Origin of the sequence: Weizmannia sp. CD-2023 (genome assembly GCF_036225245.1) — a bacterium.
GTDB lineage: Bacteria > Bacillota > Bacilli > Bacillales > Bacillaceae_C > Weizmannia > Weizmannia faecalis.
In genome coordinates, this window is the sequence record NZ_JARTJQ010000078.1 from 12,729 (window position 1) to 29,254 (window position 16,526).

General features: G+C 45.4%; 17 protein-coding genes. All 17 read left to right on the plus strand.

What is annotated here, in order from left to right; translation table 11 throughout:
- The first annotated feature begins 19 nt into the window (after window positions 1-19).
- Window positions 20-898: a sporulation peptidase YabG gene (gene yabG / locus P9687_RS11670; protein ID WP_014096581.1), complete on the plus strand. Its 879-nt coding sequence runs from the start codon at window positions 20-22 to the stop codon at window positions 896-898.
- 281 nt (window positions 899-1,179) lie between these two features.
- Window positions 1,180-1,431: a biofilm formation stimulator Veg gene (veg, locus tag P9687_RS11675; protein WP_013857992.1), complete on the plus strand. Its 252-nt coding sequence runs from the start codon at window positions 1,180-1,182 to the stop codon at window positions 1,429-1,431.
- Window positions 1,432-1,625: 194 nt separating this feature from the next.
- Complete coding sequence (locus P9687_RS11680; RefSeq protein ID WP_026104557.1) at window positions 1,626-1,817, plus strand: small, acid-soluble spore protein, alpha/beta type; 192 nt, start codon at window positions 1,626-1,628, stop codon at window positions 1,815-1,817.
- A gap of 268 nt (window positions 1,818-2,085) precedes the next feature.
- A complete protein-coding gene (ispE, locus tag P9687_RS11685) occupies window positions 2,086-2,952 on the plus strand; it encodes a 4-(cytidine 5'-diphospho)-2-C-methyl-D-erythritol kinase (RefSeq protein WP_014096579.1) in 867 nt (288 codons plus the stop codon).
- A 160-nt stretch (window positions 2,953-3,112) separates the two neighbouring features.
- Window positions 3,113-3,952, plus strand: a complete 840-nt coding sequence (gene purR / locus P9687_RS11690) for a pur operon repressor (protein WP_041818259.1) — start codon at window positions 3,113-3,115, stop codon at window positions 3,950-3,952.
- Between the two features lie 4 nt (window positions 3,953-3,956).
- Complete coding sequence (locus tag P9687_RS11695) at window positions 3,957-4,331, plus strand: RidA family protein (RefSeq protein ID WP_014096577.1); 375 nt, start codon at window positions 3,957-3,959, stop codon at window positions 4,329-4,331.
- Between the two features lie 124 nt (window positions 4,332-4,455).
- Window positions 4,456-4,749, plus strand: a complete 294-nt coding sequence (gene spoVG / locus P9687_RS11700; RefSeq protein WP_014096576.1) for a septation regulator SpoVG — start codon at window positions 4,456-4,458, stop codon at window positions 4,747-4,749.
- Window positions 4,750-5,121: 372 nt separating this feature from the next.
- On the plus strand, window positions 5,122-6,393 hold the full coding sequence (locus P9687_RS11705) for a hypothetical protein (protein ID WP_014096574.1): 1,272 nt from the start codon (window positions 5,122-5,124) through the stop codon (window positions 6,391-6,393).
- The gene (locus P9687_RS11710) at window positions 6,372-6,650 is read left to right on the plus strand and encodes an ATP-binding cassette domain-containing protein (RefSeq protein ID WP_272870390.1); all 279 of its coding nucleotides are present in this window, start codon (window positions 6,372-6,374) and stop codon (window positions 6,648-6,650) included. Before P9687_RS11705 ends, P9687_RS11710 begins: the two co-directional genes overlap by 22 nt.
- The gene (locus P9687_RS11715) at window positions 6,647-7,105 is read left to right on the plus strand and encodes a hypothetical protein (RefSeq protein ID WP_104851059.1); all 459 of its coding nucleotides are present in this window, start codon (window positions 6,647-6,649) and stop codon (window positions 7,103-7,105) included. The genes P9687_RS11710 and P9687_RS11715 overlap by 4 nt, the downstream gene beginning before the upstream one ends.
- A gap of 132 nt (window positions 7,106-7,237) precedes the next feature.
- Window positions 7,238-8,614, plus strand: a complete 1,377-nt coding sequence (gene glmU / locus P9687_RS11720) for a bifunctional UDP-N-acetylglucosamine diphosphorylase/glucosamine-1-phosphate N-acetyltransferase GlmU (protein WP_104851060.1) — start codon at window positions 7,238-7,240, stop codon at window positions 8,612-8,614.
- A 13-nt stretch (window positions 8,615-8,627) separates the two neighbouring features.
- Window positions 8,628-9,590: a ribose-phosphate diphosphokinase gene (locus tag P9687_RS11725; RefSeq protein WP_026684016.1), complete on the plus strand. Its 963-nt coding sequence runs from the start codon at window positions 8,628-8,630 to the stop codon at window positions 9,588-9,590.
- 191 nt (window positions 9,591-9,781) lie between these two features.
- Window positions 9,782-10,411: a 50S ribosomal protein L25/general stress protein Ctc gene (locus tag P9687_RS11730; RefSeq protein WP_017550871.1), complete on the plus strand. Its 630-nt coding sequence runs from the start codon at window positions 9,782-9,784 to the stop codon at window positions 10,409-10,411.
- Between the two features lie 511 nt (window positions 10,412-10,922).
- Complete coding sequence (gene pth, locus P9687_RS11735) at window positions 10,923-11,480, plus strand: aminoacyl-tRNA hydrolase (RefSeq protein ID WP_017550869.1); 558 nt, start codon at window positions 10,923-10,925, stop codon at window positions 11,478-11,480.
- 141 nt (window positions 11,481-11,621) lie between these two features.
- Window positions 11,622-11,846 (plus strand): anti-sigma-F factor Fin family protein, encoded by a 225-nt coding sequence (locus P9687_RS11740; protein ID WP_014096567.1) that lies wholly within the window; start codon window positions 11,622-11,624, stop codon window positions 11,844-11,846.
- 144 nt (window positions 11,847-11,990) lie between these two features.
- Window positions 11,991-15,530: a transcription-repair coupling factor gene (mfd, locus tag P9687_RS11745; RefSeq protein ID WP_061565046.1), complete on the plus strand. Its 3,540-nt coding sequence runs from the start codon at window positions 11,991-11,993 to the stop codon at window positions 15,528-15,530.
- A 300-nt stretch (window positions 15,531-15,830) separates the two neighbouring features.
- A complete protein-coding gene (gene spoVT / locus P9687_RS11750) occupies window positions 15,831-16,367 on the plus strand; it encodes a stage V sporulation protein T (protein ID WP_014096565.1) in 537 nt (178 codons plus the stop codon).
- The last annotated feature ends 159 nt before the right edge of the window (window positions 16,368-16,526 follow it).

Genomic DNA, 16,526 nt, shown 5'->3' on the forward strand with positions numbered 1-16,526 from the left:
ACAAATGGAGTTGACGGCAATGGAAGCAAGGCTCAACGCAATTGTTGGAAGGAAGTCTTACAATTGTGATATTTTATTCCGGGTCATTGATATACAGGAGCAGAACGGGCGGAAAGTGGCTGTTTTGTACGGGGAGGACGTCCGGCTGATCGCGGATGCCCCGTTTGAAGACCTAGTCACCCTTGGCCCTGCGGAAAGATCGAAAATTACGCAGGCGTTTCGTTCTTTGGAAGAACAGTCATTTGAACTGTTTAAACAGGACATCGAACTGATGAAGGAAAAACGCGAGTACGAGGCCACCCACGGCTATAAAGAGGAACTGAGTTATTTCCAGCTACCGGGAAGAGTTTTGCATTTGGACGGCGATCCTCATTATTTAAAAAAATGCATGAACTTGTATGAAAAAATCGGCGTGACAGTTTACGGCGTCCATTGTTACGAAAAAGAAATGCCGGTTCGCATCCATGCGCTGCTTGACCAATACCGGCCGAATATTCTGGTGATTACCGGCCATGATGCCTATTCCAAATCAAAGGGGAAAAAAGCAGATTTAAATGCATACCGCCATTCAAAATCTTTTGTCAGAACCGTGATGGAAGCAAGGAAAAAGGTGCCGAATTTGGATCAGCTCGTCATTTTTGCAGGCGCATGCCAGTCCCATTTTGAATCGCTCATCCAGGCCGGCGCCAATTTTGCCAGTTCTCCGCTCCGGGTGAATATTCATGCGCTTGATCCGGTCTATATTGTGGCCAAGATCTGTTATACCTCGTTTATGGAACAAGTGAATGTTTGGGATGTGCTCCGCAATACACTGACAGGGCAAAAAGGACTGGGAGGCGTGGAAACAAAGGGCGTGCTGCGGACCGGGATGCCGTATAAGCCAATGGATGAGGACTGACGGGGTCCCATCCCGGTTCCTTAAAAATGGGCCGGGCTGCAGAATTTTACATAATTCGATTGCATTTGGCATATCCTATTGATAAGAATATGGGCCTGGATCAGTGGTACATTTCCCCAAGGCAGCCCCATACACTGAACATGCAAACCTTCACCTTGGAAAAACGGCAGGGAAGCAATGAAAAATGGTTGACAGACCGGCTTGATCACTGATAAAATATATGTTTTATTTGACCGGAAGCGCAAGCTGTGTTATAATTGAGACTAGTGAGGTGGAGCGAAATGCCAAAAACGTTAACAGACATTAAAAGATCCTTGGATTCAAACTTGGGAAAAAGATTAATGTTAAGAGCCAATGGTGGCAGGAGAAAGACGATTGAACGTTCCGGTGTTTTGGCAGAAACTTACCCAGCGGTTTTTGTCATCGAATTAGACCAGGAGGAAAATGCTTTTGAACGTGTTTCCTACAGCTATGCAGATGTCCTGACAGAAACAGTACAGCTTGTTTTTATGGATAAACAACAAGAGGTTTGATGAGCGGCAGCAGACATATGTTTGCTGTTTTCTATTTTATAGGCGGTAGCGGGAATGATCCTGCTGCTGCTTTTTTCATATTCTAACCTTGTTTCGTACATACTACAAAGAGGCGCATGCAGGGATATAACAACCAAATGAAAGGGAAGGCGGGGATTTTTTTGCCTTTCCCGTCAAAGGGGGAAATTTATCTAATGGGCCGAAGAAGAGGGATTATGTCTGAACGTTTTAAAGAAGAACTGGCGAAAGACCTCGGCTTTTATGATGTCGTCCAAGAAGAAGGTTGGGGCGGCATCAAAGCCCGGGATGCCGGGAATATGGTAAAGCGTGCCATTGAACTGGCTGAAGAGCACCTTGCTTCGGAAAAACAATCGGGCAACTCCTGACAATCTTTGCGACTACTGCATGGCGCCGGGCCGGGGAATTTCCCCGGCTTTTTGCATATTCGAATGTTCGTCCTTTGAACAAGTTGGCGGCTTTACCACAATTTCCACAGCTTTTGCATATTTTGGATGATGCATGAGGCAATATTTCGATTTTTATTGTTCTACGAAATTTGCGTTTTGATGTAAATATTTGCTGGGCGTTATGTTAGAATAAGAAAAATGAAGCAGGAAATACGGCTGGATTGGATGTTGGAAGTAGGTGAAGGATTTGAAGTTGTTGGTCAAGGCACCGGCAAAAATTAATTTATCGCTCGATGTGCTTGGCAAACGGGAGGATGGCTATCATGAGGTGGAAATGGTCATGACAACCATTGACCTTGCAGATCATATCGAGCTCTCGGAGCGGCACGATCAGGAGATTAAAATTGTGTCGCAAAACCGGTTTGTGCCGGATGATGAGAGAAATTTGGCGTACCAGGCTGCAAGGCTTCTGAAAACGCGGTGCGGCGTCAGGCAGGGGGTCGAGATTGCGATTGACAAAGTCATTCCAGTGGCTGCCGGGCTGGCGGGGGGCAGCAGTGATGCGGCAGCTACTCTCCGCGGCCTGAATACGCTCTGGAATCTCGGCCTTTCCTTAGATGAACTTGCAACACTCGGCGCCGAAATCGGGTCGGATGTCTCGTTTTGCGTATACGGCGGCACTGCGCTCGCAAAAGGAAGGGGAGAAAATATTACAAAGCTGCCAGCACCGCCAAACTGCTGGGTCATTTTGGCGAAACCGTCCATCGGCGTGTCGACAGCAGAAATTTACCGCCAACTGGACTTAAATGAAGTGGTGCATCCAGATATTCCCGGCATGATCGCTGCCCTCTATACCCGTGATTATGCCGGCATATGCAAGCATGCGGGAAATGTGCTGGAAAGTGTCACATTAAAGGCGTACCCGCAAGTGGCGCAAATCAAAAAACAGATGCAGCGTTTCGGAGCGGATCTCGTTTTAATGAGCGGAAGCGGCCCGACAGTATTCGGGCTTGTGCGGCACGATTCGCGGCTGCAGCGGATTTATAACGGCCTCCGGGGATTTTGCGGCCAGGTATTTGCTGTCAGAATGATTGGAGAACGCGAACAATTTTAAATATAAAATAGTGATTGTACGGATTTTTGTTTTCAAAAAGAAAAAAATGCGGTATATTAATGTTATTGAATCCGTGTTTCCGGAGCCGCCGTGCGATTTGGTACGAAGAAGAGCGGGACCGGCATTTTTGACAGACCGGATTGTGACGGGGGTTTTTGACGTGAAATTTCGGCGAAGTGAACGTCTTGTAGATATGACACATTATTTGTTGGAAAAACCAAGGATTCTCGTTTCCCTCAGTTTTTTTGCCGATCGTTATCAGTCTGCAAAATCTTCCATCAGTGAAGATTTGACGATTATCAAAGAAACATTCGAGAAAAGGGGCATTGGGACTTTGCAGACGGTTCCCGGCGCGGCGGGTGGCGTTAAATTTATTTCGCGCACAGACAGGGCGGAAGCAAAAGAGGCCATCAGCGAACTTTGCACGCTGATGGAGAATCCGGACCGGCTTTTGCCGGGCGGTTATTTGTATATGACAGACCTGATCGGCAGCCCGCAGGTCGTCAGCAAAGTCGGGAAGCTTTTGGCAACCGCATTTGCGGACAGGGAGATTGACACGATTATGACGGTCGCGACAAAAGGAATCCCGATTGCAATGGCAACAGCGGCTTATTTAAATGTTCCGGTTGTGATTGTCCGCAATGACAGCAAGGTGACGGAAGGACCGACTGTCAGCATTAACTATGTTTCCGGATCGCAGAAACGGATCCAGACGATGGTCCTCTCGAAAAGGAGCCTGCGGGAAGGCGCAAACGTTTTAATTGTCGATGATTTTATGAAAGCAGGCGGAACGATTAACGGCATGATCAACTTGCTGAAAGAATTCGATGCTTCCGTTTCGGGCATCGGCGTTTTGGTTGAATCGGAAGACACGAAAGAACGGCTTGTCGATGATTATGTGTCGCTTGTGAAATTAAGGGATGTCGATGTCCGCAGTCAGCAGATCAAAGTAGTGGAAGGGAATTATTTTTCAAAAGTCAGCTTGTTCGGAGGGGATTAAAGGAATGAAAACCATCTCAACAAATCAGGCGCCTGCGGCAATCGGGCCGTATGCACAGGGCGTTGTAGCAGGAAATTTATTTTTCAGTTCGGGGCAGATTCCGCTAAGACCGGACGGCACGCTTGTGGAAGGCAGCATTGAAGCGCAGGCCCGCCAGGTAATGGAAAATTTAAAAGCGGTGCTTGAGGCAGCCGGGGCCTCTTTTGATACGGTTGTCAAAACGACAGTTTTTATTCAAAACATGGACGATTTTGCCAAAATAAACGATGTCTATGGCTCCTATTTTACGGACCATAAACCGGCGCGTTCCTGCGTTGAAGTGGCAAGGCTTCCGAAAAATGCCGGCGTCGAAATTGAAGTGATTGCGCTTATTCCGTGATCTTTATGCGCTTCCATTTTTTCACCTTATGAAAAATTTTAGAATTTTTTCCTGAAAAAGAAGGAAATTTTAAAAGGGTGTTGAATAATAAAGATGATCCTAAATCTTTTGAGGTGGTGAAAGAATGGAAGTGACGGATGTAAGGCTGCGCCGTGTCCATACGGAGGGCAGGATGAGGGCGATTGCGTCAATTACCATGGACAACGAATTTGTCATTCACGATATCCGGGTGATTGATGGCAACAATGGCTTGTTTGTTGCAATGCCGAGCAAAAGGACGCCGGATGGCGAATTCAGAGACATTGCCCATCCCATTAATTCGGGTACGCGCAGTAAGATTCATGATGCAGTCTTGTCGGAATATCACCGTTTAGGGGAATTGGACCAAGTGGAATTTGAAGAAGCTGGCGCGTCCTGATAGATTTTTGCAACAAGAGCCTACTTCAACAGTAAGGCTCTTCTTTTTTGCCCTCGTTGACCTATTTGGCAGCCTTGCACGGATAGGATTTTCACATAACCGATTAAATATTTTCATATGTATGTTAATATGGTAGAAGGAGAGGCAGCCAAATGATAAATGAGCCTGTACGGGTTATTGTTCTGGTTGTGATGGACGGGTGCTTGATAACATTACAATCAGACTCTAAGCGTACACTGGACGGAGCCAGTCTGCAACAAGCCCCTCCCCGCAGCCTAAAGATCAAGCGCAACAAAAGGATAGATGAATCAGCTCGTACAACTTCGGGTTTAACAATGAATGGTTGGTATTTATTGCTACGGAGGGGTAGTTTTGAAAACGGTTAAATTTACGATCAGCTTCTTTCTGCTGTTTACAGGCATGATGATTATTAGTGAAAGTCACGTCTTTTATCTGAATGATTTTTACACCCCATTTGATCATACGACCCTGTATTTGCAGCCGAACACAACAGAGAAAGAAATGATACACGATATCATCGATTCCGCCAACCGTAATCATGTTGAAGTGTTTACTTACGCCAGTTCCCCTCGTACTACTTTTCTTACTGAATTTGATATTTACGGAACAACCGGCGTCCAGCCATACATAAAACGTCATCTCAACATATCTGAAAAAAAATACAAAAGCCTATTTCTTGAAGATATGGTGTTCCATTTTCACCATCTGAAAAATATCAACGGAATTGATCGTTTCAATCCATTTTATCTCATTGGAAGCAAAAAAAATATTAAGCAGTTTAAAATCGATTTAATTGATAAATATGCCGGCAACTTTCCCCAAGAGGGTTTTAAAAGCAACGAATTAAGGAATGAAGCCCTGCTTATATGGTTGCTCGTGATCAGTGTAATATTATTGCTAACTTTTTATGACTGCATGTTACAGAAAAAAGAAAATATCATCCGGTTTACTTTGGGAGAAAAAATAAGCAGTATGGTTTGGAAAAATATCGTGATAGATACATGTTTCTATATATTATTATTTCTGTTAGTTTACTTTGTTCTCTCCAAACTTACATGTGTTTTCTTTATGTTTCGCCTTTCCCTGCTCATGTTTATGATTTTACTTATATTGAATGCCCTAATTTATTTAAATTTATATTTTTTCAATTTAAAGGAAGCTTTTTCTAACGCCAGGGGGTCCGTAAAATTATTATCCATGAATTATGTCTTAAAATTAGCAACTACGGTCATGACAATCATTATCATTTCCAGCAATATTGCTGTGGTGTATGACGCTTATCAATATTACAAACAAAAACCATTTTTTGAGCGTCATCGTGACTATTATTACACCCAACTGGATTATAAAATTACTGATAACAATAGTTCTTCCGATAATACGCTGGAAAAAAGTGCGAGTGTACAATATAAGTTCTACAAACAATTTTATGATAAATTCAACGCAATTTTATTGGCAGATATTTCAAACTTTTTACATTACCCGGGAATTTTAGCCAACAGCAATGCTTTTCACTATTTATCAAGTCAAATTACAGAATTAAGAGACAAACCATTGAAAAAAGAAATTTATTTTATTGTCCCTGCAAAACGAACCTATCAATGGAAGAAGCTTTGGCGTTAGTCGGATTAAAAAATAAAATAAATCAAAAAGTCTTTACTTTATCTGGAGGAGAACAACAAAGGGTAGCTCTGGCACGATTAATGTTAAAAAAATGCGATATCATCCTTGCCGATGAGCCGACTGGTTCTCTTGATAAGAAAAATGCAGAAGCTGTATTAGACATTTTAAAACAACTGAATAGACAGGGTAAAACCATTATACTTGTGACGCACGATGAAACATTAAAAAAACAAGGCAACAGAGTGGTGAATTTATGAAAAGGAAATTTCGATTAAAATATATTTTTATCATCGTCATTACATTGTTTGTATTATGGAATTTATGCTGGTTCACGATCACGACCATCCAATATCATAAATACGTTAAAGCCGTACCGAAAAATAAATGGGGAACGCACGCGATACGGAAAGGCAACTATACGTACAGCGTGAAAAAGCCTGATTATTTAAGCTTCACTGGGAACCTGGCTGTTTCCCGTGAGGACCAAAAAGATAAAATGGAAGATTTGATCATTTGGCCAACCATGACAGGCGGTTATAAATACGGGGTTCGGTTGCAAGAAAATGGAGAAGCCTATGAAATTTATGTGAATGAAAAACTGGAACCTGTAGATAAAAGTGACGCGATAGCCAAGAAAGTCATTATGGAAAATAAGGAAGACTTGAAAACGTTATTTTCGAATGCAAACAAAGTATGGGATTTAAATGAATAGAAAGGGCTAACAATTCCCCCCCGTCCTTGCTCCAACATTCCCAATAATTGTAATTTCCTGCCTTTCCTTGAAATATGTCCTTATTTACGATATATTTTTTTATGGATAATAAGGTTTATTGGGGGATCATAAATGACAAACAGATTCGCTGTAATCTTGGCTGCCGGCCAGGGTACTCGCATGAGGTCGAAATTGTACAAAGTGCTGCATCCTGTTTGCGGAAAACCCATGGTTGAACATGTTGCAGACCAAGTTTTACAGCTTGAAACGGATAAGATTGTGACGGTTATCGGGCATGGTGCAGAACAGGTCCGCTCCTGCCTGGAAGGAAAAACTGCTTTTGTCCTGCAAGAAGAACAGCTGGGCACAGGGCATGCCGTCCTGCAGGCAGAACCGGTTCTCGGCAACAAGGACGGGACTACCTTGGTGGTTTGCGGGGATACGCCGCTCCTTCAGGCGGAAACCTTAAAGGCTCTGTTTGAGGAACACGAACGGAAACAGGCAAAAGTGACCATTTTAACAGCAACGGCCCCCGACCCTGCCGGATACGGACGGATCATCCGCAATGCGGCAGGCTTCGTGGAAAAAATTGTCGAACATAAAGACGCGAGCCCCGAAGAACAGCAGGTAAAGGAAATCAATACAGGCGTTTACTGCTTTGACAATCGGGCGCTTTTTGAAGCATTGAAACATGTTTCAAACGACAATGCTCAAGGCGAATATTATCTTCCTGATGTCGTAGGCATTTTAAAATCGCAAGGGGAAACAGTTGTGGCTTACAAGACAGAAAGTATCGAAGAAACGTTAGGTGTCAATGATCGGGTGCAACTTTCGGAAGCGGAAAGGATCATGAGAAAGCGCATCAACGAACGCCATATGCGAAACGGTGTGACCATCCTCGACCCTCGGCAAACTTACATTGAAGCGGATGTTGAAATCGGGCAGGATACGGTGATCTACCCGGGGACAAAGCTGTCCGGCAAAACGGTCATCGGGGAAGACTGCAAAATCGGCCCGAATTCCGACATTACAGATTGCGTGATCGGAAACGGAACAGAAGTCAGGCAGTCTGTTGCGGAAAATAGTGAAATTGGCGCTTCTGTCCATGTCGGCCCGTACGCCCATATCCGGCCGGACTCCTCGATTTCCGATGAAGCGAAGATCGGCAATTTTGTGGAAGTGAAGAAATCAACCGTCGGTAAGGGCAGCAAAGCATCCCATTTGACGTACATCGGCGATGCGAAAGTCGGGGCAGGTGTCAATATCGGCTGCGGCACGATCACAGTGAATTATGACGGGAAACATAAATTTAAAACGGTTATTGAAGACGGCGCGTTTGTCGGGTGCAACTCCAATCTGATTGCGCCGGTTACGGTCGGGGAAAATGCTTATATTGCAGCAGGCTCGACCATTACAGACGATGTACCGGGCGAAGCATTGTCGATTGCGCGCGCACGCCAGGTGAACAAGGAAAATTATGTCCAGAAGTTAAAACATAAACAACAATAATTGGAGGTCCATCATGTCTAACCAGTATTTAGATCCGAATTTAAAGATTTTCACCCTGAACTCCAACCCGAAACTTGCCAGGGAAATTGCCAACGTTGTCGGAGTTGAACTTGGAAAATGTTCCGTTTCACAATTCAGCGATGGGGAAATCCAGATCAATATTGAAGAAAGCATCCGCGGTTGCGATGTTTATGTGATACAGTCGACAAGCGATCCTGTCAATGAACATATGATGGAACTTCTAATTATGGTTGATGCTTTAAAACGGGCGTCGGCGCGGACCATTAATCTTGTGATCCCTTACTACGGATATGCACGGCAGGACAGAAAAGCGCGTGCACGTGAACCGATTACCGCAAAACTGGTGGCGAACCTTCTCGTAACAGCGGGTGCAACAAGGGTCATTACCCTCGATCTGCACGCCCCGCAAATCCAAGGGTTTTTTGACATTCCGATTGACCACCTGATGGGCGTTCCAATTATTGCAAAGTATTTTGAAGATAAAGGATTTCAGGCGGAAGATATCGTGGTCGTCTCCCCTGACCATGGCGGTGTCACCCGTGCGCGCAAACTGGCTGAACGTTTAAAAACGCCGATCGCCATTATCGACAAACGCCGCCCGCGCCCGAATGTGGCCGAAGTGATGAATATTGTTGGAAATGTGGACGGGAAAATTTGCATCATTATTGATGATATTATTGACACGGCAGGCACGATTACGCTTGCGGCAAAAGCGTTGATTGAAAGCGGCGCAAAAGAAGTGTACGCCAGCTGCACACATCCGGTTTTATCCGGGCCGGCAATTGAACGGATTAACAATTCCCCGATTAAAGAACTGGTGGCGACCAATTCCATTAACATTCCGGAAGAACGAAAAAGTGAAAAACTGGTTGAATTGTCTGTAGCTCCGCTTTTGGGTGAAGCGATTATCCGTGTGCATGAAGACCAGTCCGTAAGCCCGCTGTTCGATATTTGACAGCATTCCAGCGAAAATTATTTCAGAAAGCAGTCCAAGTTTTCACAAGAAGAGCACGCAATCCTGCAAATCGGGAAAAGCCTGCGTTATAGCGGTAATTTTAAGCTATTTTTTCAAAATAGGTTTATAATGGATAATGACAGGGTAAAGATATATTTGATGTTTGCTTAAACATTAGGAGGTCAACATTTATGGCAGAGGTACTTGAAGCAAAAAAAAGAGAGGATAAACACCATTCTTCCAGCCGCCGGTTAAGAAGAAACGGCTACATACCGGGCGTTGTTTACGGCTATCAGACGGAAAATACACCGGTTTATGTCAATGACACCGAGTTTGAAAAATTATTGCGTGAAAACGGAAGAAATGCGGTGCTTTCCTTGAATGTGAACGGGACACAGCGGAATGTAATGGTCCATGAAGTACAAACCGATCCTTTGAAAAATAAAATCATTCATGTCGATTTTCTTGCCGTAAATATGTCGGAAGATGTCGATGCTACTGTGCGCGTCGTCCTTACGGAAGAAAGTGCCGGCGTAAAAGACGGTGGCGTACTGCAGCAGGCACTGCATGAATTGTCGATTACGGCAAAACCGGATGAAATTCCTGATGCCATTACGGTGGATGTTTCCAATTTGCAAGTGAATGAAAACATTACGGTTGCGGACATCCGCGGACAGTATGGATTTACCATCAATCATGAAGATACGGAAACGATTTGCTCCGTTCTGCCGCCTCGTCAGGAAGAAGAAATCAGCACTGGCGAACAGCAGGAGTCAGGGACGCCTGAAAATCTTGAAGGACGGGAAACAAGCGAAGCATAACATCCGGGTTTATGAAAAAAGGCGTATGAGGATACGCCTTTTTTTGCCGTTATGCCAAATCCTTTGCTAAGAAAGCAATGCACCCGGCCTATTATGAGTGAATTTTTAAAAAAGTTTGCCATTCCCTTAGCACAGCGCAAGCTTGCCGGGGGAAATGATTGGGGCACAAAAATGCGCCACTTGTTCCGTTCCTTTATTTTCAAGGGCATGGAAGATCATGTCTTGCATTGTTCCCGTCATTCCGGGAAAAACTTGTCATATGCCCGTAGTCCGGCCTGCTTGCACTTTTATCTGTCTTCGTGGATAATTAAAATAGGGTTTTTACGTATAGAGAAACCGGCACGAAGAAAACGGGTGCGCTTATTTTTGCCCGAAACGAACTGCCTGTTTGCTAAAAAGGCATCACGGTATACATGATGCCTGGTCTTGCTGTCCCTTAAAAACGCTACAGACGGTTTTCCTCAACAGCTTATTTCATTTCAGCAAGGAATGAATCAATCGGGGTGTGAATATGAAATGTATTGTCGGGCTTGGAAATCCGGGAGCCCAATATGAACATACAAGGCATAATATCGGTTTTGAAGTGGTCAATCTGCTGGCAGAACGGCTGCAGGCCCCTTTTAAACAGTCGAAATTCAAAGGGCTGTGTGCAGAAACAACTGTAAACGGCGGGAAAGTGCTGCTTTTAAAACCGATGACCTATATGAATTTATCCGGTGAGTCGGTCAAAGCAGTCATGGATTATTACCGCCTTGGCACCGAAAATTTACTCGTCGTCTACGATGACCTTGATCTTCCGCCCGGCAAAATCCGCCTGCGGCAAAAAGGAAGCGCCGGCGGCCATAACGGAATCAAATCCATCATCCACCATCTTGGAACCCAGGAATTTAACCGGATTCGCATCGGTATCGGGCGGCCGGACAGAGATGCCTATATGCCGGATTATGTGCTCGGCCGTTTTTCAAAAGAGGACCGGGAGAAAATGCAGCTGGCGGTTGAAAAAAGCGCCGATGCTTGCGAAGCCTGGTTGAAAAAACCGTTCCCGGTCGTGATGAACCTTTATAATTGAGTCTTGAGTCGTATCGATGCGGAATATGGGGAATCTGCGCGAAATTCCGCGGCCATTTCTTCCGTTTTTATAAAAAAACGAATAACCCCTTCCCGTTGCGCCCATACTATATAAGGACGATATGAAAAAGGGGGCCGGAAGATGGCCGTTCATTACTATTGCCGGCACTGCGGCACAAAAATTGGCACCATCACGGACATCGAAGCAGACCGGATGGGACTTTTCTTTTTGACGGATGAGGAGCGGCAGGAAATGGTACTTCCTCAAGAAGACGGGAGCGTCCGCATCCAGTCAATTTGCGAAGAATGCCAGGATTCATTTGAACGCGAACCCGCATTTCATCAATACGGCTATTTAATCCAATAATCCGCTTTGGAAGGAGTCCAAAGCATTTTTCTGTTTTGCTGCAGGAACATTTATGCTTTCTGCAGCCCCTTCCTGTTTAAATTTTACAAAACAGTGTGAATAGTAGAGAAAGGGAAATCGGATCAAGAGAGGAGTTGGCCCTTTTTGGACGGAATACAAAAAATGATCCTTGAACACAAGGAAGCAGAATCGGTCATAAGCGGTACAACGGCCGGCCTGAAAGAGCAGCTTGTTTCCGGGTTGTCCGGTTCCGCCCGTAGCGCTTTTATTGCTTCGGTCTATCAAAAAACGGAACAGCCGGCCATTGTGTTAACTTATAATCTATTACAGGCGCAAAAGTTGTATGATGATCTCCTGCAATTTGTGGATGAAAGCGCCTTATTTCTGTATCCCGCAAATGAACTGATTGCGGCCGAATTGGGTGTGGCAAGCCCCGAGCTGATGGCCCAGCGGATAGAGGTGCTGAATGCGTTGCTATCGGGGAAAAATTGCCTGATCGTTGTCCCGATGGCCGGATTGCGGAAAATTTTGCCGCCGAAAACGGTTTGGGAAAAGTACCAGCTGCACGTCGAAACAGGAAAAGAAATTGAGCTTGATCACGTATTGGGAATGCTTGTGGAAATGGGTTACACCCGGTCGGATATGGTCGATTCACCGGGAGATTTTAGTGTGCGCGGCGGGATTCTTGATATATACCCGCTGACAGAAGAAGACCCCGTCCGGATCGAATTATTTGATACGGAAGTAGACTCCATCCGGACGTTTTCCGCTGACGACCAGCGTTCCCGGGATAAACTTTCTGCTGTCTCCATCGGACCGGCGACGGAATATCCGGCAGACCGTCTTTCGCTTATGAAAGCGGCTGAAACGGTAAAAGAAGGGCTCAGCAAAACACTTGCAAAAATTAAAGATGATCAGGTAAAACAACTGCTTGCCCAAAATATTAGTTTTGACATTGAAAAGCTGAAAAACGGGGAAAAACCCGATCAAATCTTTAAATATTTATCGATTCTATATGACCAGCCTGCCAGTCTCTTAGACTATGTGGAAACAGCCGGCATTTTATTTTTGGATGAGTTCGGCCGGATTCAGGAAATGCAGGAGCGCCTCGATAAAGAAGAAGCTGAGTGGTATACGGCGATGGTGGAAGAAGGCAAAATGATTTATGATTTGGCCGTTTCCCACGCCTTAGATACACTGCAGTCCGGAAAAAAATGGAAGAAAATCTATTTGTCACTGTTTTTGCGTCATATTCAAAATACAAATCCGCAAAACATTGTGAATATCGCTTGCAAGCCGATGCAGTCGTTCCACGGGCAGATGCATGTGCTGAAAGCGGAAATCGAACGTTGGAAGAAAGGCCGTTTTACGGTAGTTTTCCTTGGTGCGGACAAAAACCGGGCTGAAAAAATCCAAAGTGTGCTGGAAGATTATGAGATTGAAGCTGCTTACGTGGCGGAAGATCTTATCCCGGGGCATATCCAGGTGGCGGAAGGGAACCTGAACACCGGTTTTGAGCTGCCAATGTGCAAGCTTGCCGTTATTACGGAAGAAGAACTTTTTAATAAAAAGGCGAAGAAAAAAACGCGCCGGCAAAAGTTGTCCAATGCTGAGCGGATTAAAAACTATTCCGAGCTGAATGTTGGGGACTATGTGGTTCATGTCAACCACGGGATCGGGAAATATTTAGGGATTGTGACGCTTGAAATCAACGGCGTCCATAAAGACTATCTCCATATTAAGTACCAAGGTTCGGATAAGCTGTATGTGCCGGTTGACCAGATCGACCTTGTCCAAAAATACGTCGGTTCGGAAGGAAAAGAGCCGAAACTTTATAAGCTGGGCGGCAGCGAATGGAAACGGGTCAAACGGAAAGTCCAGTCATCCATCCAGGATATCGCGGACGACCTTGTCAAATTGTATGCGGAGAGGGAAGCATCAAAAGGGTTTGCCTTTTCTCCGGATGGGGATATGCAGCGTGAATTCGAGGCGGCTTTTCCATATAAAGAAACGGAAGACCAGCTCCGGTCGATCCAGGAAATCAAGCGGGACATGGAAAAAGAGAAGCCGATGGACCGTCTGTTGTGCGGGGATGTCGGCTACGGCAAGACAGAAGTGGCGATCCGCGCCGCTTTTAAAGCAATGATGGACGGCAAGCAAGTGGCCATGCTTGTACCGACCACCATCCTTGCCCAGCAGCATTTTGAAACGGTCACGGAAAGGTTCCATGGCTATCCGATAAAAGTCGGGCTGTTGAGCCGTTTCCGGACGCGTAAAGAGCAGAATGAAACAATAAAAGGCTTGCGCAACGGGACAATTGATATGGTGATCGGGACGCACCGGCTGCTTTCAAAAGATATCCAGTTCCATGATCTGGGCCTTTTGATCATTGACGAGGAGCAGCGGTTCGGTGTCAGCCATAAGGAAAAAATCAAGAAATTAAAGACGAATGTCGATGTGCTGACCTTGACCGCAACACCAATCCCAAGGACGCTGCATATGTCCATGGTCGGCGTACGCGATTTATCTGTAATTGAAACGCCGCCTGAGAACCGTTTCCCGGTACAAACTTACGTGCTGGAGTATAATGACCAGATGGTGCGGGAAGCGATCGAACGTGAACTGGCACGGGACGGGCAGGTTTACTTTTTGTATAACCGGATTGAAGATATTGAGCGGAAGGCGGAAGAAATTGCACGGCTTGTTCCCGATGCGCGCGTGGCGTATGCCCACGGCCGGATGACAGAATCTCAGCTCGAATCGGTCATTTTTGGTTTTCTTGAAGGCGAATACGATGTGCTTGTGACGACGACAATTATTGAGACGGGCGTGGACATCCCGAATGTCAACACCTTGATCGTCAATGATGCGGACCGGATGGGACTGTCGCAGTTATACCAGCTGCGCGGGCGTGTCGGGCGGTCCAACCGGGTGGCATATGCTTATTTTACGTACAGAAAAGACAAAGTGCTGGCGGAAGCGTCGGAAAAAAGGCTGCAGGCGATTAAAGAATTCACGGAACTCGGATCCGGCTTTAAAATTGCGATGCGCGATTTGTCCATCCGCGGCGCCGGCAACTTGCTGGGCGCACAACAGCACGGGTTCATCGATTCAGTCGGTTTCGATTTGTATTCGCAAATGTTGAAGGAAGCGATCGAAGCGCGGAAAGGGGCAGACGGCGAAGAGGAAAAACTGCCGCCATTTGAAGTCGAACTCGAAATTGATGCGTATATTCCGGATGCCTATATAAAAGACGGATACCAGAAAATTGAAATGTATAAACGTTTCAGGGGCATCGAGACGCTTGAAGATATCGAAGAATTAAAAGTAGAGATGATTGACCGTTTCGGCGATTATCCGCAGCAGGTAAGCGACCTGTTTACGATTGCGGAAATGAAAGTATACGCCAAAGAAGCAATGCTTTCATCGATTAAACAAAACAAACAACTGATCACGATTTTAATGTCCGAAAAAGGCTCGAAACAGGTAAACGGCCCGAAAGTCGTGGACATTGTGAGACAATACGGGCGTTCAGCCGGATTCGGCATGGAAGGCAATCAGCTGAAAATTACGCTGGATATTAAAAAAAGCAAGGGCCATGAGTGGCTTTACACCTGCACGGAAATGATCCGGGAACTGCGGGGCGCCTTTCTAAGGGCCGAAACGACGAGCGCTTCCCGGTAAGATGCAAGCAAAAAACTAAAGGGCTGGCGGTTTTTTGGTAAAGGCCCGTTTGTAAAAGCACGGAACAATGGTTTCTTTTGTTCCGTGCTTTTTACGGTTCTTTAGGTTTGCCAGGGAAAATTTTTGGGAAAAAGATAGAGAAGAATTGGAAATCAATCCAATCGATAGCAATTGTACAAAAAACGTTCATGATGTATAGAACTTGCCAGATGAAAGATACTAATGTCAACGCAGGTAAAGGATTCAAGAGCCATCTGAGGATGGAAAAAAATCATCTGATGAAAGTGAGGGCAACTTTAAATGAAAGCAACTGGTATTGTTCGTCGTATTGATGATTTAGGCAGAGTTGTCATCCCGAAAGAGATACGAAGGACGCTTCGTATCCGTGAAGGGGACCCGCTTGAAATTTTTGTGGACCGCGACGGGGAAGTCATTTTGAAAAAATATTCGCCGATCAGTGAATTAAGTGATTTTGCCAAGGAGTATGCCGAAGCGCTGTATGACAGTTTAACGAGCCCTGTCCTGATCTGTGACCGGGATGCCGTGATTGCAGTCAGCGGCGGTTCAAAAAAAGAATATTTAAATAAAAGAAACGGTGAAGTGATCGAAAAAGTCATGGAGGACAGAATGCCGGTTTTATCAAAAGAAAAAGGAAAAACGGCGCTGGTGGACGGTGTGGAGGAGGAACTGGCTTCTTATACGATTGCTCCAATTGTCGCAAGCGGCGATCCGATCGGTGCTGTCGCCATTTTTTCTAAAGACCGCACGCTCGGGGAAGTGGAACAGAAATCGGCGGAAACGGCTGCCGGATTCCTGGCCCGCCAGATGGAACAATAAGGCTTTTCTCCCGTTTTTTCCACGACTCTTTTGTCATCATTTATTTTCACGTACGCCAAAAAAACGCAGGCAAAGGGTCTGCGTTTTTTGATCTGTTTTTTTGCAGGTTGTCTGTAAGGCGCGTCTTGTATCCCTTTTTATGGTATAATACATTCGATT

What these genes read in the sequence shown, in the direction of transcription:
- yabG (WP_014096581.1), top strand. Translation starts at nt 20, where the DNA reads ATGGAAGCAAGGCTCAACGCAATTGTTGGAAGGAAGTCTTACAATTGT.
- veg (WP_013857992.1), top strand. Translation starts at nt 1,180, where the DNA reads ATGCCAAAAACGTTAACAGACATTAAAAGATCCTTGGATTCAAACTTG.
- P9687_RS11680 (WP_026104557.1), top strand. Translation starts at nt 1,626, where the DNA reads ATGGGCCGAAGAAGAGGGATTATGTCTGAACGTTTTAAAGAAGAACTG.
- P9687_RS11695 (WP_014096577.1), top strand. Translation starts at nt 3,957, where the DNA reads ATGAAAACCATCTCAACAAATCAGGCGCCTGCGGCAATCGGGCCGTAT.
- spoVG (WP_014096576.1), top strand. Translation starts at nt 4,456, where the DNA reads ATGGAAGTGACGGATGTAAGGCTGCGCCGTGTCCATACGGAGGGCAGG.
- P9687_RS11710 (WP_272870390.1), top strand. Translation starts at nt 6,372, where the DNA reads ATGGAAGAAGCTTTGGCGTTAGTCGGATTAAAAAATAAAATAAATCAA.
- P9687_RS11715 (WP_104851059.1), top strand. Translation starts at nt 6,647, where the DNA reads ATGAAAAGGAAATTTCGATTAAAATATATTTTTATCATCGTCATTACA.
- glmU (WP_104851060.1), top strand. Translation starts at nt 7,238, where the DNA reads ATGACAAACAGATTCGCTGTAATCTTGGCTGCCGGCCAGGGTACTCGC.
- P9687_RS11725 (WP_026684016.1), top strand. Translation starts at nt 8,628, where the DNA reads ATGTCTAACCAGTATTTAGATCCGAATTTAAAGATTTTCACCCTGAAC.
- P9687_RS11730 (WP_017550871.1), top strand. Translation starts at nt 9,782, where the DNA reads ATGGCAGAGGTACTTGAAGCAAAAAAAAGAGAGGATAAACACCATTCT.
- pth (WP_017550869.1), top strand. Translation starts at nt 10,923, where the DNA reads ATGAAATGTATTGTCGGGCTTGGAAATCCGGGAGCCCAATATGAACAT.
- P9687_RS11740 (WP_014096567.1), top strand. Translation starts at nt 11,622, where the DNA reads ATGGCCGTTCATTACTATTGCCGGCACTGCGGCACAAAAATTGGCACC.
- spoVT (WP_014096565.1), top strand. Translation starts at nt 15,831, where the DNA reads ATGAAAGCAACTGGTATTGTTCGTCGTATTGATGATTTAGGCAGAGTT.